This window comes from Pseudomonas mandelii (assembly GCF_024138395.1).
GTDB lineage: Bacteria > Pseudomonadota > Gammaproteobacteria > Pseudomonadales > Pseudomonadaceae > Aquipseudomonas > Aquipseudomonas mandelii_E.
In genome coordinates this window covers 95,974-110,948 of sequence record NZ_JAMYDU010000016.1, presented here as the reverse complement: position 1 = coordinate 110,948, position 14,975 = coordinate 95,974, and the positions used below count along the sequence as shown (strand labels likewise).

Annotated in this window: 13 protein-coding genes and 1 pseudogene; 7 read left to right on the top strand and 7 right to left on the bottom strand. The window is 60.4% G+C overall.

The features are described from left to right. Positions 1 to 150 precede the first annotated feature (150 nt). Both NHU87_RS20895 and NHU87_RS20890 read left to right on the top strand, forming a co-directional pair. Complete coding sequence (locus NHU87_RS20895; RefSeq protein WP_253552179.1) at positions 151 to 1,116, top strand: 2-oxoglutarate and iron-dependent oxygenase domain-containing protein; 966 nt, start codon at positions 151 to 153, stop codon at positions 1,114 to 1,116. A gap of 81 nt (positions 1,117 to 1,197) precedes the next feature. After that, on the top strand, positions 1,198 to 2,151 hold the full coding sequence (locus NHU87_RS20890) for an adenosine deaminase (protein WP_038978824.1): 954 nt from the start codon (positions 1,198 to 1,200) through the stop codon (positions 2,149 to 2,151). Between the two features lie 108 nt (positions 2,152 to 2,259). Here NHU87_RS20890 and NHU87_RS20885 read toward each other — a convergent pair whose 3' ends face one another. The 3 genes from NHU87_RS20885 to NHU87_RS20875 form a co-directional block, all read right to left on the bottom strand. Then, a complete protein-coding gene (locus tag NHU87_RS20885; RefSeq protein ID WP_253552177.1) occupies positions 2,260 to 3,642 on the bottom strand; it encodes an MFS transporter in 1,383 nt (460 codons plus the stop codon). Positions 3,643 to 3,775: 133 nt separating this feature from the next. Further along, entirely contained in the window at positions 3,776 to 4,510 is a 735-nt protein-coding gene (locus tag NHU87_RS20880) for an ArsR/SmtB family transcription factor (protein WP_253552175.1), read from the bottom strand. Positions 4,511 to 4,825: 315 nt separating this feature from the next. Then, positions 4,826 to 5,755: a LysR family transcriptional regulator gene (locus NHU87_RS20875; RefSeq protein ID WP_253552173.1), complete on the bottom strand. Its 930-nt coding sequence runs from the start codon at positions 5,753 to 5,755 to the stop codon at positions 4,826 to 4,828. Positions 5,756 to 5,873: 118 nt separating this feature from the next. On the opposite strand from NHU87_RS20875, the gene NHU87_RS20870 reads away from it, so the two are divergent. Together NHU87_RS20870 and NHU87_RS20865 are read left to right on the top strand one after the other, a co-directional pair. Continuing rightward, positions 5,874 to 6,887 carry a zinc-binding alcohol dehydrogenase family protein gene (locus NHU87_RS20870; RefSeq protein ID WP_253552171.1) on the top strand — a complete coding sequence of 338 codons (1,014 nt, stop codon included), beginning with the start codon at positions 5,874 to 5,876 and terminating at the stop codon, positions 6,885 to 6,887. A 222-nt stretch (positions 6,888 to 7,109) separates the two neighbouring features. Beyond that, positions 7,110 to 7,280, top strand: coding sequence for a hypothetical protein (locus tag NHU87_RS20865; protein WP_253552169.1), 171 nt, complete (start codon positions 7,110 to 7,112; stop codon positions 7,278 to 7,280). Positions 7,281 to 7,288: 8 nt separating this feature from the next. Here NHU87_RS20865 and NHU87_RS20860 read toward each other — a convergent pair whose 3' ends face one another. Together NHU87_RS20860 and NHU87_RS20855 are read right to left on the bottom strand one after the other, a co-directional pair. Beyond that, positions 7,289 to 8,485, bottom strand: a complete 1,197-nt coding sequence (locus tag NHU87_RS20860) for a multidrug effflux MFS transporter (protein ID WP_253552167.1) — start codon at positions 8,483 to 8,485, stop codon at positions 7,289 to 7,291. Between the two features lie 107 nt (positions 8,486 to 8,592). Next, entirely contained in the window at positions 8,593 to 8,790 is a 198-nt protein-coding gene (locus tag NHU87_RS20855) for a heavy-metal-associated domain-containing protein (RefSeq protein WP_008069687.1), read from the bottom strand. 160 nt (positions 8,791 to 8,950) lie between these two features. Here NHU87_RS20855 and NHU87_RS20850 point away from each other — a divergent pair, with 160 nt between their 5' ends. The 3 genes from NHU87_RS20850 (at position 8,951) to cueR (ending at position 12,369) form a co-directional block, all read left to right on the top strand. Further along, positions 8,951 to 9,334, top strand: coding sequence for a hypothetical protein (locus NHU87_RS20850; protein WP_253552165.1), 384 nt, complete (start codon positions 8,951 to 8,953; stop codon positions 9,332 to 9,334). A gap of 231 nt (positions 9,335 to 9,565) precedes the next feature. Next, positions 9,566 to 11,959, top strand: coding sequence for a heavy metal translocating P-type ATPase (locus NHU87_RS20845; RefSeq protein WP_253552163.1), 2,394 nt, complete (start codon positions 9,566 to 9,568; stop codon positions 11,957 to 11,959). Next, positions 11,956 to 12,369, top strand: coding sequence for a Cu(I)-responsive transcriptional regulator (gene cueR, locus NHU87_RS20840; protein ID WP_007907120.1), 414 nt, complete (start codon positions 11,956 to 11,958; stop codon positions 12,367 to 12,369). The genes NHU87_RS20845 and cueR overlap by 4 nt, the downstream gene beginning before the upstream one ends. Here cueR and NHU87_RS20835 read toward each other — a convergent pair. Both NHU87_RS20835 and NHU87_RS20830 read right to left on the bottom strand, forming a co-directional pair. After that, positions 12,323 to 13,538 (bottom strand): annotated as a pseudogene (locus tag NHU87_RS20835) (MFS transporter). The gene cueR and the pseudogene NHU87_RS20835 overlap by 47 nt on opposite strands. A 212-nt stretch (positions 13,539 to 13,750) precedes the next feature. Further along, complete coding sequence (locus NHU87_RS20830; protein ID WP_253552160.1) at positions 13,751 to 14,644, bottom strand: PA4780 family RIO1-like protein kinase; 894 nt, start codon at positions 14,642 to 14,644, stop codon at positions 13,751 to 13,753. Positions 14,645 to 14,975: the final 331 nt, after the last annotated feature.

Below are 14,975 nucleotides of genomic sequence, written 5' to 3'. Positions count from 1 at the left end.
AGACACGAAACCCTGTGGGAGCGGGCTTGCCCGCGATGAGGCCATCACATTCAGCATCATTGTTGACTGTCAGTTCGCTATCGCGGGCAAGCCCGCTCCCACAGGGCTCTGCAGTGTTTTGTCAATCTGCGTACTCTTCAGGACAATCGCATGAACAGCCTCCCGATCATCGACATCAGCCCGCTCTACAGCGCTGATCAAAACGCCTGGCAATCGGTCGCCCTTCAAATCGACAGCGCCTGCCGTGACTGGGGCTTTTTCTATATCAAGGGCCACCCGATCGCCCCGTCGCGCATCGACGCCGTGCTCGACCATGCCCAACGTTTCTTCGCCCTGCCTACCGCCGAAAAACTCAAGATCGACATCACTCAAACCCGCCACCATCGCGGCTATGGCGCCATCGCCACCGAGCAACTCGACCCGAGCAAACCCAGCGATCTGAAAGAAACCTTCGACATGGGCCTGCACCTGCCGGCCGATCATCCCGAGGTTATTGCGGAAAAACCTTTGCGCGGCCCCAACCGTCATCCATCGATGCCCGGTTGGGAATCGCTGATGGAGCAACACTACGTCGACATGCAGGCGCTCGCCCAAACCCTGCTGCGAGCCATGACCCTGGCGTTGGGCATCGAGCATGATTTCTTCGATAGCCGTTTCGAACAACCGGTCAGCGTGCTGCGGATGATTCATTACCCTCCGCGCCACACTGCCAGCACTGAAGATCAGCAAGGTGCCGGCGCTCACACCGATTACGGCTGCATCACCCTGCTCTATCAGGATGCCGCCGGTGGCCTGCAAGTGCGCAACGTGCAGGGCGAATGGATCGATGCACCGCCGATCGAAGGCACGTTTGTGGTCAATCTCGGCGACATGATGGCGCGCTGGAGCAACGACCGTTACCTGTCGACGCCGCATCGGGTGATCAGCCCGCTGGGGGTGGATCGGTACTCGATGCCGTTCTTTGCCGAACCGCACCCCGACACGCCCATCGAATGCCTGCCCGGTTGCCAGGACGAACGGCATCCGGCGAAGTATCCGGCCACCACCTGCGCCGAGTTCCTGCTGTCGCGCTTTGCCGATACCTACGCCTATCGACGGGAACAGCAAGCCGTGTAATGAACCGGCTGGTCAGGTTTTGCTAATTGTTTCTGCGGGCATCTGTAGAATGCCCTCATTGCACCTGATGAGATTTCAAAAATGTACGACTGGCTGAACGCTCTGCCCAAGGCAGAATTGCACTTGCACCTGGAAGGTTCGCTGGAGCCTGAGCTGCTGTTCGCCCTGGCCGAACGCAACAAGATCGCCCTGCCGTGGAGCGACGTAGAAACCCTGCGCAAGGCTTACGCCTTCAATAATCTGCAAGAGTTTCTCGACCTGTATTACCAGGGCGCCGATGTGTTGCGCACCTCTCAGGACTTCTACGACCTGACCTGGGCCTACCTGTTGCGCTGCAAGGCGCAGAACGTGATTCACACCGAACCGTTCTTCGACCCGCAAACCCACACCGACCGTGGCATCCCGTTCGAAGTGGTGCTCAACGGCATCGCCGCCGCACTGAAGGATGGCGAGCAGCAGCTGGGCATCACCAGCGGTTTGATCCTCAGCTTCCTGCGTCACCTGAGTGAAGACGAAGCACAGAAAACCCTCGACCAGGCGCTGCCGTTCCGCGATGCGTTTGTCGCCGTGGGCCTGGACAGTTCGGAGATGGGGCACCCGCCGAGCAAGTTCCAGCGGGTGTTCGATCGTGCGCGCAACGAAGGCTTCCTGACCGTGGCGCATGCCGGTGAAGAAGGCCCGCCCGAGTACATCTGGGAAGCCCTCGACTTGCTGAAAATCCAGCGTATCGACCATGGCGTGCGCGCCATCGAAGACGAGCGCTTGATGCAGCGGATCATCGACGAGCAGATCCCGCTGACGGTGTGCCCGTTGTCGAACACCAAACTCTGCGTGTTCGATCACATGTCCCAGCACAACATCCTCGACATGCTCGAGCGCGGTGTGAAGGTCACGGTGAACTCTGATGACCCGGCCTATTTCGGCGGGTACGTCACCGAGAACTTCCATGCGCTGTACACCGATCTGGGCATGACCCAGGATCAGGCCAAGCGCTTGGCGCAGAACAGCCTGGATGCGCGGTTGGTGAAACCATAAGGCCGCCTTCGCGGGCAAGCCTCGCTCCTACAGGTCCAGTGTCAGTCTCACGACCTATGCAGAACTTGTAGGAGCGAGGCTTGCCCGCGAAGAACGATAACGCGGTGATTAATTGACAATCACCGGCTCACTCAACTCCTCCAACGTCTTGCCCCGGGTCTCCATCCCGAACATCCATACCACCCCCGCCGCAATCGCAAAGCACATCGCCCCCAGCGCAAACACCCCGCCCTGCCCGGTCATCGGGAACACCAGCCCGGTCACCAACGGCCCGAGCAACGACCCCACGCGGCCGATGGCTGACGCGAACCCCGAACCCGTGGCGCGTGCCGACGTCGGGTACAACTCAGGGGTGTAGGTGTAAAGCACCGCCCACATGCCGAACAGAAAGAACTGCATCAGCAGCCCCGAGGTAATCAACAGACTGACGTTGCCGCCAAACACCGCACTCTGGCCATAAAGAAACGCCATGACCCCGCCACCGAGCAACGTCACGACGCACACCGGTTTACGCCCCCAACGCTCCACCAGCCAGGCAGCCATGAGAAAACCGGGAATCCCGCCGAGGGAAATCAGCACCGTGTAATACACCGACTGGGTCACGGCGAAACCCGATTGTTGCAACAACGCGCTGAGCCAGGACGTCAGGCCATAAAAACCCAGCAAGGCGAAGAACCACACGCTCCAGATCATCATCGTGCGTTGGCGATACTGCGGCGACCAGATCTCCCCTAGCGCAGAGAAGAAAGTGCCCGGTTGACTCGCCACCCGAGGCAGACGAATCGGTTCAGGCAACTGCACATGGCCCAGAGAAGCCCGCACCCGATCTTCAATACCGAGCAAGACCTTATCCGCCTCGTCATGATGCCCGGCCTGCTCCAGCCAGCGCGGTGACTCGGGAATGAAAAAACGAATCGCCAGGACGAACACCGCCGGCACCGCCAACACCAGAAAGATGTCGCGCCAGCCAATCACCGGCAACAGGAAGTACGACAGCACCCCGGCCGCGACGAAACCGAGTGGCCAAAAACCATCCATCAACGCGATATAACGCCCACGTCTCTTGGCCGGAATCAGCTCGGACAGCATCGACTGGGCAATCGGAAACTCCATGCCCATGCCGATCCCCAACAAGACTCGGAACAGCGTCAGCGTTTCCACATTCTGCGCCGTGGAGCACAGGTAGCTGGCGATGCCCCACAACACAATGCTCCACTGGAACACCGGTTTGCGTCCGAAGCGGTCGGCCAGCATGCCGGACAGCGATGCGCCCAGAACCATGCCGAAGAAACTCGAACTGGCCAGCAACCCGGCCTGCGCCGTACTCAGGCCAAACTCGGTTTTGATCGAGCCGAGCAGAAAGGTCATCATCGCCAAGTCCATGGAGTCGAAGAAAAACGCCAGGGCAATGATGATGAAAATGATGCGGTGATAACCGCTGATGGGCAGCCGTTCCAGTCGTTCGGCCGCGCTGAAGCTTCGTGTGTCCATGCCACATTCCCCCAATCCTGATAATCCCCGGATCGAGTGTGCGCGATAGCGGCTGGGGGTTATTGCTGGATGCGACCTGGCCACAGCTCTGAACGACGCCTGAAACAAATCCCGGACGTCGCTCCTCAATGGTCTAAAGCGCCATTTCCAGCTCGGTTTCCTTGGCGAAGCGATGGATTTCCCGTTGCCCCGCAGGGGTGATCTGCAACGCTCGCGAATCGTTGGGCAGGCTCAACCAGCCCGATTGCATGAACAGCTGCAACAACGCCGCGCCCAATGAACCGCCCATGTGCGGACGTCTTTCGCTCCAGTCCGGGCAAGCGCAGGCGACTCTGCTGTTGCGATGAGCCAGCGCCTGGATGAACACACCATGCGTCGCCAATTGTGTGGCGCCCTTGTGAGTGATCATGACGCGCTGATCGAATTGCTCGATCCAGCCCGCATCCAGCAGACGCTGGTAGAGGTCGGCGGCCAGGGTGCCGCCCAGATGGTCCTCACAGAGCCTGGCTCGCAGCAATGACGAAGGCGCCGCCTGAGGTTTGGCGATAGGGCTCGTGCGTTTGAAAACCTCTGGAATGTCCCTAGGCGCGCTGGCCAGGGTCGCGCTGGCCAGGGCCTCTATCGCGGCGCCGACTTCGGGCGCGGCAAGCCGGAAAAACCGTTTGCGGCCACGGGTTTCGACTTTCAACAGACCTCCGGCGGACAAACGCCCTAAATGCGCACTGGCCGAAGACGGCGACAGGCCGGCCAGCAGCGCCAGCTCTTCGGTTTGCCGCGCCGAGCCGTCCATCAAGGCCCACATCATTGCGCTGCGCTTTGGGTCAGCCAGCAATGTGGCGATCTGGCTGATGCAAGGTGCATGTTCCATGTATTCACTCCCTGTTGAATCGTTTCGTCTACTGCTCAGAGACATCTTGACCAGTAATGTGTCGTCGGCCAAGACGCGAAAACCGCCATAAACCGGGCAAAGTCACCCACTCACCCAGGCCATGCTTCGCGGGTGCAACGAAGGTCCGGTGATGACCATCGGGTATGACCGAATCGAACCTGAACTCGCCATTGCGAGGTCGACGGTGCGTACATGAGGCGGGCGCTAGTATAAGCGGGTTAACCGCCGGTTCCTGCCCTCGGGGCTCCATTGGTGGTGATAGTTCCTGACAGAAATTTCGCTATTTGCCTGCGACTAATGATCGACATCCGATTTCGTCGGAAATTGACTGCTTATATGAGCGCATCGGCTGGCAAGCATTTCCCGCAAAAGATTCACCGGCTTACTCAATTGTGCGCGATGGGCGCACAGCAAATTCAGCGGTGCGCGCTCACAAAGCAGCTCCGGCATCAGCACTTTCAATCGACCGGCCAACACATCGGCGGCGACATCAAGCCAGGACTTATAGGCAACCCCCGCCCCCGCTATGGCCCACAGACGCACAACATCGGCGTCGTCACTGAAGCGATCGCCACTGACCGTCAGGCTCACTTCGCGTTTGCCATCGTGGAAACTCCAGTGATCGTGAACCCGGCTGCCGAGCATGAACAACAGGCAATTGTGCTGGGCCAGTTGCTCCAGATGCCGAGGTTCGCCATGCCGGGCCAGGTAACTCGGCGCCGCACAGAGCACACGACGGTTCTGCGGGGCGATGGGCAACGCCACCAGGCTCGAGTCTTCCGGCTCGCCATAACGCAGGGCAATGTCCACCGGTTGGCGGAACAGGTCGGCGATGCGGTCGCCCAGCAGCAACCGTACCGTGAGTTTCGGATGCTCGCGCTGAAATTCGTCGAGCCATGGCAACAGCAGGTTGCGCCCGAAATCCGAAGGCGCCGACAGCTGCAACATTCCGCTGACCTGATCCTGCCCGCTGGCCAGCAAGCGGCGGCCCTCATCGAGATTGCTCAAGGCTGCCCGGGCGTATTCCAGAAAACCCTCACCTTCCGCGGTCAGGCGCAGGCTGCGGGTGGAACGGGCGAGCAAGCGCGCGCCGAGTTGTTGTTCGATGCGCTTCAACGCCGCACTGGCCACCGCCGCCGACATATCCATCCCCCGCGCCGCTGCCGACAGACTGCCCAGGTCCGCGGCCCGAACGAACAACTGCAAGTCATCGAAACGCAACATCCTCAGCCTCGATTATCAAAAAAATATTGAAAGAGACTGCTCTTTTAGCGGGTTTTATCTTGCCGGGAAATAACCAATCATCTGTCCCATCGAAATCATTACCTCTCAGGAACCCACCATGAAAGCCATTGCCTACTACGCGTCCTTGCCCATCAGCGACGAAAAATCCCTGCAAGACATCGAACTGCCAGAACCGGTCGCCGGCCCGCGCGACCTGTTGGTGGAGGTCAAAGCCATCTCGGTCAACCCGGTGGACACCAAGGTTCGCCAGAACGTCCAGCCTGAAGGTGGCACGGCAAAGGTGCTGGGCTGGGACGTGGCCGGTGTGGTCAAGGCTGTCGGCAGTGAAGTGACCTTGTTCAAGGCCGGCGACAAGGTGTTCTATGCCGGCTCCATCGCCCGTGCCGGCGGCAATAGCGAGTTGCATGTGGTGGACGAGCGCATCGTCGGCCATATGCCGAAAACACTCGGTTTCGCCGAAGCCGCCGCCCTGCCGCTAACCGCCATCACCGCGTGGGAACTGCTGTTCGAACGCCTGCAAGTGCGCGAAGGCAAAACCGATGAGGGCCAGAGCCTGCTGATCGTCGGTGCCGCCGGCGGTGTGGGTTCGATCCTCACGCAATTGGCCAGCCAGCTCACCGGGCTGAAGGTCATTGGCACCGCTTCCCGTGCACAAACCCAGAGCTGGGTGCGAGACCTGGGCGCCGATCAGGTGATCGATCATAGTCAGCCGCTGAGTGAAGAACTCAAACGTGCGGGGTTCGAGCAGGTGACCCACGTCGCCAGCCTGACTCAGACCGATCAACACCTGGACCAATTGGTGGAGGCGTTGGCACCGCAAGGCAAACTGGCGCTGATCGATGATCCGAAGTCGCTGGACGTGACCAAGCTCAAACGCAAGAGCCTGTCGCTGCACTGGGAATTCATGTACACCCGCTCGCTGTTCGAAACCGCAGACATGATCGAGCAACACAAATTGCTCAACCGCGTTGCGGGGCTGATCGATGCCGGCACGCTGAAGACCACGGTCGGCGAACACTTCGGAACCATCAACGCGGCCAACCTGCGGCGTGCCCATGAGCTGTTGGAGAGCGGCAAGTCCAAGGGTAAAATTGTGCTTGAAGGGTTCTGAAGAGTAGGAGCTGCCGGAGGCTGCGATCTTTTGATTTTAGTGTTCTAAAAAGCAAGATCAAAAGATCGTCCGAACGCGGCCCGAGCCTTCGGCAGCTCCTACAGGGGATGATGGCGATCTTTTGCCGTCAGTCAGAGAATTGACCGTTGTCATAATTACGATCGTATTCAGGTCTACAATCGAAAACTCTGCGAACAATCATTTTACGAAAGGAGCTCAGCAATGAAGATCCTGATCAAAGAAGTGGCAAAATCCTGCTGGCAGGTCCGTCTGGATCAACACGCTGTGACGTTTCGCAGTGAAGCCGAAGCCTTGGCCTTCACTAAAACGCTTGAAGCGCGTTTGCACGCGCCCCATCAGATTCCCGACCGTCAGCAGCGCGCTGCTGGCTGAGTCCGTCCTCAGACCTGGGCTTGCACCAGCGCCCGGGCATTTTGCAAACGCCGGGTGAGCATCGCCGCGCTCACCACCAGAATCCCGCACAGGCTGATGACCATGGCCATCGGCATGGCGCTGCCATCGTGCAAAACACCCACCAATGCTGCGGCCCCGGCGGCGACGCTGAACTGCAGGCAACCAAGCATCGCCGAGGCACTGCCCGCCCGCGCGCCCTGCCCGTTCATGGCGCAGGCCGAGGCGTTGGGCACAATACAACCCAGGCTGGCGATGCAGAGAAAAAGCGGAATCAGCAACGGCCACAACTGCGCGGTGTGCAACGCGCTGACCGCCAACAGGGCCAGACCGCCCACCAGATAGAGCCAGACGGTACGCGCCAGTAAAAAGGTCGGGCCGCGCTTGGCCAGCATCCGGGCATTCACCTGGGCAACCAGAATGAAACCCGCCGCGTTAATGCCGAACAGCCAGCCAAAATGCTCGGCCGGCACACCATAGAGTTTGATGAAGACGAACGGTGAACCGGCGATGTAGGCAAACATCCCGGCGATGGCGATGCCACCGGTCAGGGCATGACCGAGGAAGATCGGATCCGCCAACAACCGACCGTACTGACGCAGCGCGCCCGACAACGGTTGGCGTGACACATGGGCCGGCAGACTTTCCGGCAGCCCGAGGGCCACCGCCAACCCTGCCAGTGCACTGAAACCGGTCAGCACCAGAAAGATCGATTGCCAGCCCGTCGTGTTAACCAGCAACCCGCCCAGCATCGGCGCAAGAATCGGTGCCAGGCCCATCACCAGCATCAACTGCGAAAAGACCTTCGCCGAACCCACGGCATCGCATTTATCGCTGACCACCGCCCGCGCAATCACCATGCCTGCGCAACCGCCCAGCGCCTGGACGAAACGTGCGCCGATCAGCCATTCCAGAGTCGGCGCATAGGCACAGGCCAATGAAGCGGCGGTGAACAAGCCGACGCCTGTCAGCAAGGGAATCCGTCGCCCAAAGCGATCCGCCACCGGGCCGTACGCCAGTTGGCCAATGGACAGACCGAGGAAATAGGCGGCCAGGGTCAGTTGAACGTGTTTTTCGTCGGTGCCGAAAGCGAGCGCCATCGCCGGGAATGCCGGCAGATAGAAATCGATCGCCAGCGGACCGAAAGCGCTCAAGGCACCAAGAATCAGGATTGTGCGAAGGTTCATCAGGCGTCCAGGTTGGGCATGCAGGTTGGCCATGGATCGGCAGGCCAACAGTCTAGCCGGGCGTGGACGCCTTGAACATTCCGTTAGGTCGCTAACTATTAAAAAACTCAGGCCAGTTTGACGCCATAACCCTCTTCGCTGATCGCGGCGATTACCTGATCGGCCGTCAGCGCACTTTCAACGCCGACTTCTTTTGCCGCCAGATCAATGCGCACGCTGGCTGCCGGATCCTTGGCTTGCAGCGCTTGGGTGATGGCCTTGACGCAATGACCGCAGGACATGCCTTCAACGTTGAACACTTGCATGGGACGTCTCCTTGATGGGGCCCTTCAATGAGGGTTGGTGGCAGTCTCGAGCTTGCCACCATGGCAAGGTCAAGTTCTCAAGCAAGCTGCCGGGCTGGCAATCGGCGCCGTGCTCGGCCAAGCTGCGTCCATCTATGACTCGACATCAGGAGATTCAGCCATGCGCTGGTCAGCTCTCAGCCTGTTTGGCTTCCTCAGCCTATTTGCCGCGACACCTTCGGTTCAAGCCGCCGGGGAGGACTACGGCGTGCTGATCATTTCCCGCGAGCGCCTGGAGGTTTCAACTTCCTGCGAGATCGGCGTGTACATCCAGGATCAGCTATCGGCGCGACTGTTCCAGGAACAGAGCACCTCGTTCAACCTGCCGCCAGGCAATGTGTCCCTGCGCCTCAAACTGCTGCCGGGCCAAGCGCCAGGTTGCAACCCGGGCATGCTCGCGCCGGGTTCGCAGAACATCACGCTCAAGGCCGGGGATGTGTTGAAGTTCCGGATTGCGATGACGCAGGAAGGGATGTACCTCAAGCCTGCTGCCCTCGGATATTGATCACCACCTAACCCGTAGGAGCGAGCGGTGCGGCGATCCGACTTGCCCGCGAAGAGGCCATAACAGTCGGCATTGATGTTGAATTTGATGGCCTCTTCGCGGGCAAGCCTCGCTCCTACAAAGTGCAAAGTCGCGCTCTGCATGGGCCCGCAACGATTTGCAGAGTGGCGCTTGACCTTGCCCGCATGGCAAGGTTGATCCTGTAGGCAATTTCTACAGGGAGCGTGACCGATGTCCGAATCCACCACTTTCGATCTGCCGATTGCCGGCATGACCTGCGCCAGTTGCGCCGGGCGTGTCGAGCGTGCCTTGAGCAAAGTTCTCGGTGCCACGGCCGTCAGCGTCAACCTGGCCACCGAACAGGCTCGGGTTCAAGCGCCCAGCGACAGCCTGCCGGCCTTGATGGACGCGGTGCAACAGGCCGGGTACAGCGTGCCACAGCAGAGCCTGGAATTAAGCATCGAAGGCATGACCTGCGCGTCATGTGTCGGTCGCGTCGAACGGGCACTGGCCAAGGTGCCGGGAGTCAAAAGTGTCAGCGTCAACCTGGCCAACGAACGGGCGCACCTCGAACTCCTCGGTCAAATCGATCCGCAAATCTTGATCGGCGCCGTGACCAAGGCCGGTTACTCCGCCAGCGTCTGGGAAGTCGACCACCCGCAAACCGACAATCAACAACAACGCCTGCACCGCGAACGCTGGGCCTTGCTGGCGGCCATCGCCCTCGCCTTGCCGCTGGTGCTGCCGATGGTGCTGCAACCTTTCGGCGTGCACTGGATGCTCCCGGCGTGGGTGCAGTTTGCGTTGGCCACGCCGGTGCAGTTCATCTTCGGCGCACGCTTCTATGTCGCTGCGTGGAAAGCCGTGCGCGCCGGCGCCGGCAACATGGATTTGCTGGTAGCCCTGGGCACCAGCGCCGGTTATGGCCTGAGCGTTTACGAGTGGGCCACCGCTGCGGGCCGCATGCCGCATCTGTATTTCGAAGCCTCGGCGGTGGTGATCGCTCTGGTGCTGTTGGGCAAATACCTGGAAAGCCGCGCCAAGCGCCAGACCGCCAGCGCCATCCGCGCCCTTGAAGCCTTGCGTCCGGAGCGAGCCATTCAGGTGATCGATGGCCGCGAACAGGACGTCGCGATCAGCGCTTTGCGCCTCAACGATCTGGTCATGGTCAAACCCGGCGAACGCTTCCCGGTGGATGGCGAAGTGGTGGAAGGCCAGAGTCACGCCGATGAAGCACTGATCAGCGGCGAAAGCCTGCCGGTACCGAAACAACCGGGCGACAAGGTCACCGGCGGCGCCATCAATGGCGAAGGTCGGCTGCTGGTTCGGACTTTGGCGCTCGGTGCAGAAACCGTGCTGGCGCGGATCATCCGCCTGGTCGAAGACGCGCAGGCGGCAAAAGCACCGATCCAGAAACTGGTGGATAAAGTCAGTCAGGTGTTCGTCCCGGCGGTGCTATTGATCGCGCTGGCGACCTTGATCGGTTGGTGGCTGTACGGCGCGCCACTGGAAACCGCGTTGATCAACGCCGTCGCAGTGTTGGTGATCGCCTGCCCTTGTGCACTCGGGCTGGCCACGCCGACGGCAATCATGGCCGGCACCGGTGTGGCGGCGCGCTACGGGATTTTGATCAAAGACGCCGAAGCGCTGGAGCGTGCTCATGAAGTCAGCGCCGTGGTGTTCGACAAGACCGGCACGCTGACTTCGGGTACACCACGCATCGCTCATCTGAGTGCCATCGAAGGTGACGATGCTGCTCTGCTGCAAATGGCGGGGGCACTGCAACGCGGTAGCGAGCACCCGTTGGCCAAGGCTGTGCTGGATGCCTGCGCCGAGCGTGGCTTGACCGTGGCGGATGTCAGCGACAGTCAATCGCTGACCGGGCGCGGCATTGCCGGCAATCTCGATGGTCGGCGATTGGCGTTGGGCAATCGGCGTCTGCTGGAAGAAAGTGGCCTGAGCGCCGGGCCATTGGCCGACTCCGCAAGCGCTTGGGAAACCGAAGGCCGGACCCTGTCCTGGCTGATCGAACAAAGCCCCGAACCGCGAGTGCTCGGCCTGTTCGCCTTCGGTGACACGCTCAAACCCGGCGCTCTGCAAGCGGTGCAACAGCTGAGCGCACGAAACATCAGCAGCCACTTACTGACCGGGGATAACCGCGGTAGCGCCAAAGTGGTCGCCGAGGCGCTGGGGATCAGCGATGTCCACGCCGAAGTATTGCCGGCGGACAAAGCCGCCACCGTCGCCGCATTGAAAAAAACCGGCGTGGTGGCAATGGTCGGCGACGGCATCAACGACGCGCCGGCCCTTGCCGCGGCAGACATCGGCATCGCCATGGGTGGCGGCACCGACGTTGCCATGCACGCCGCCGGCATCACCCTGATGCGCGGCGATCCACGGCTGGTGCCGGCGGCGCTGGAAATCAGCCGCAAGACCTACGCGAAGATTCGCCAAAACCTGTTCTGGGCCTTCGTCTATAACCTGATCGGCCTGCCACTGGCGGCGTTCGGCTTCCTCAACCCGGTGCTGGCCGGCGCGGCCATGGCGCTGTCGAGCGTCAGCGTGGTCAGCAATGCGTTACTGTTGAAAACCTGGAAACCCAAAGACCTGGAGGACAATCGATGAACATTGGCCAAGCGGCCCGCCAGAGCGGTCTGAGCGCGAAAATGATTCGTTACTACGAATCCATCGGCCTGCTCAAGGCGGCCCATCGCACCGACAGTGGCTATCGGGTCTATGGCGACGACGATCTGCATACTCTGGCGTTCATCAAGCGCTCTCGGGATTTGGGTTTCTCGCTGGAAGAGGTCGGCAAACTGCTGACCCTCTGGCAGGACCGTCAGCGAGCCAGCGCCGATGTGAAGGCGCTGGCCCGTCAGCACATTGACGAGCTGAATCAGAAGATTCGCGAACTTGGCCAACTGCGCGACACCCTGCAAGACCTGGTAGAACATTGCCACGGCGACCACCGGCCGGACTGCCCGATTCTCAAGGAGCTGGCGTCGGGCTGCTGCGCCGAACCCGCCCATTCCTGAGCGCCAACCCCTTCGCCACCAGCAACGTGGTGAGGGGAATGCCGTGGAACAACAACACCACTGAGCCGGGCGTCCACCAGGAATAGAACGGCGCGGCGATCAACATGCCGATGCCGAACCCGGTCATTTGCAGCAGCGTCAGAAAGCTGAAAATCGGCAGGCGCAGGTTGTCCGGTTCACGTTGCAGGCGCGACATCAGGCCGACTTCCGAGAACCCGTCGCCCAAGCCTGCTGGAAATGAAAACAGCAGCAAGCCGTAAAGGGTTTGCTGTTGGAACATCAGGATGAAGCCGCAGGACATCAGTAAAACGCCAAAGAAAAATCGCCGTTCAAGGTGCGCGTTGTCCGTACCTTTCAGGCGACTGGCGATTCGCGCACCGATGAATTTCCCAATGGCCCAGACCGCCAGCATCAGGCCCAGAGTGGTGCTGGCCGACTCGGGTGTCAGCAGTTTTGAAATGATCGGGAGGCCGACGTTGTGCGCGGCGCTGCCAAGGGTATCGGCCATCGCGACGGCAAGCATCGCCGTCAGTACCGGTGCCGTGCGTAAGCCCTGACGCAGGGCCGTCCATTCGCCTTGTTGGTGAAGGGGTTCATCACGGGGTGCAGGTCTGGGAAACCGCAGCGGCACTATCAACAACGCCGCCAGCAGGTAAGTGACCACGTTCAGGGCAAACACCGTTTCAAAGCCAAACCCCGCCACCAACAAACCCGCCACCAGACTCCCGCCGACCATCGCCGCGGACGACGCCGAGGTAATCCAGGCATTGGTCCTGAGCAGCTGCGCCTTATCGATCATGTGCGGTAATTGGCTGTTGAGGCCGATGGCGAACATCGAATTGCCGAACCCCAGGCCGAACGCGATCAGCGGTAGCAGCAGCGTTTGTTGGGTGACCGGCAACACCAGCAGCAAGCCCAGCAAACCGGCGCGCAGCAGGTCGAAGGCAATCAGCGGCAAGCGCCCGGCCCAGCGGCGATAGAACCGGGTGCCGATCAGACTGGCAAAAATCCCCCCGGCTACACGGCTGGCGAGGAAGATGCCGACACTCATGGCGCTGTTGCTGAGCAGGTAAACGTAGGTGGCCAGAGGCAACCATGTTGAGGAAAGCGCCGAAGTCCGAAATCAGCTGGGCGGCGATGATCAGTTGGGCATTGCGGGTGGAGTTCACATTCAGTCCTTGAGTGTGGGGAGTATCGCCGTGCTGGATTGTCTGTTCTGACGCCATCGCGGGCAAGCCACGCTCCCACAGGTCAGGTGTCGATCATAGAATCCGGGGCGACACAAAACCTGTGGGAGCGTGGCTTGCCCGCGATGCAGACGCCGCGATCCCAAAAAAGCATCTACAAAAAACCCGGCCGAAGCCGGGTTTTGGTCAACCGATCACTGCATCCACGGTGGAGGCGGCTCTTCGGTCTTGCTCGGTGGCGCATCATCCGCCGCCCGAACCGCTTGACGCCGCTCTTCATCGAGACGGGCCGCCTCGATCTCGCGCATGATCCCGCCGACGTCCGCCAGTTCTTCCGGCTCGTCGAACTCGCCGGTCAACACACTGGCCGGGTGCAAAGTGCCGGCTTCGTACAACGCCCACATTTCCTTGGCGTACTTGGTGCGTTTCAACTCCGGTGCAAAACGACCGAAGTAAGACGCCATGTTGCCCACGTCCCGCTCCAGCATATTGAACGCGTGGTTATTGCCCGCCGCATCCACCGCTTGCGGCAGGTCAATGATGACCGGGCCGGTCGGCGTCAGCAGTACGTTGAACTCGGACAGGTCACCGTGCACCAGACCGGTACACAGCATCAGCACGATTTGCGAAATCAGAAACGCGTGATATTCGCGCGCCTGGTCCGGCTCCAGCACCACATCGTTCAGACGCGGCGCGGCATCACCGTACTCGTCGGCCACCAGTTCCATCAGCAGCACGCCTTCGAGGAAGTCATACGGCTTGGGGACTCGCACACCGGCACCGGCCAGCCGGAACAACGCCGCCACTTCGGCATTCTGCCAGGCATCTTCGGTTTCTTTCTTGCCGAACTTGGAGCCCTTGGCCATCGCTCGAGCCTGCCGGCTGTTGCGCACCTTACGGCCTTCCTGATACTCGGCCGCCTGACGAAAACTGCGTTTATTCGCCTCCTTGTAGACCTTGGCACAACGCAGCTCGTTGCCGCAGCGCACCACATAAACAGCTGCTTCTTTACCACTCATGAGTGGGCGCAGCACCTCGTCGACCAGACCGTCCTCGATCAGGGGTTCAATGCGTTTTGGAGTCTTCATCAGCTTTTATTGTGGGTCCTTTATTACCAAACACGCGAAAGTCATTCGTTATACGGCAATCCTCTCATTCGCGGGAGGGGTTGCCGACCTATGAACGTTCCCATGACATCAAGAAGCACACAATGTGCCGGATTAATCGGCACAACCCATTGACCGTTCAGGATCATAGCTGAGCCTGCGCCACTTGTTGACGAAGGGCTACAAGAGCATTTGCGACAGAATCTGACACATAGCCCCTACCCTTCGCCGGATTTTTCTCAACAGGCCTAAATTTCCACGTTCCTCAGCCGAAGTCATTAGAGAGAAAAGGAATTGTCCGACAACCGCCCCG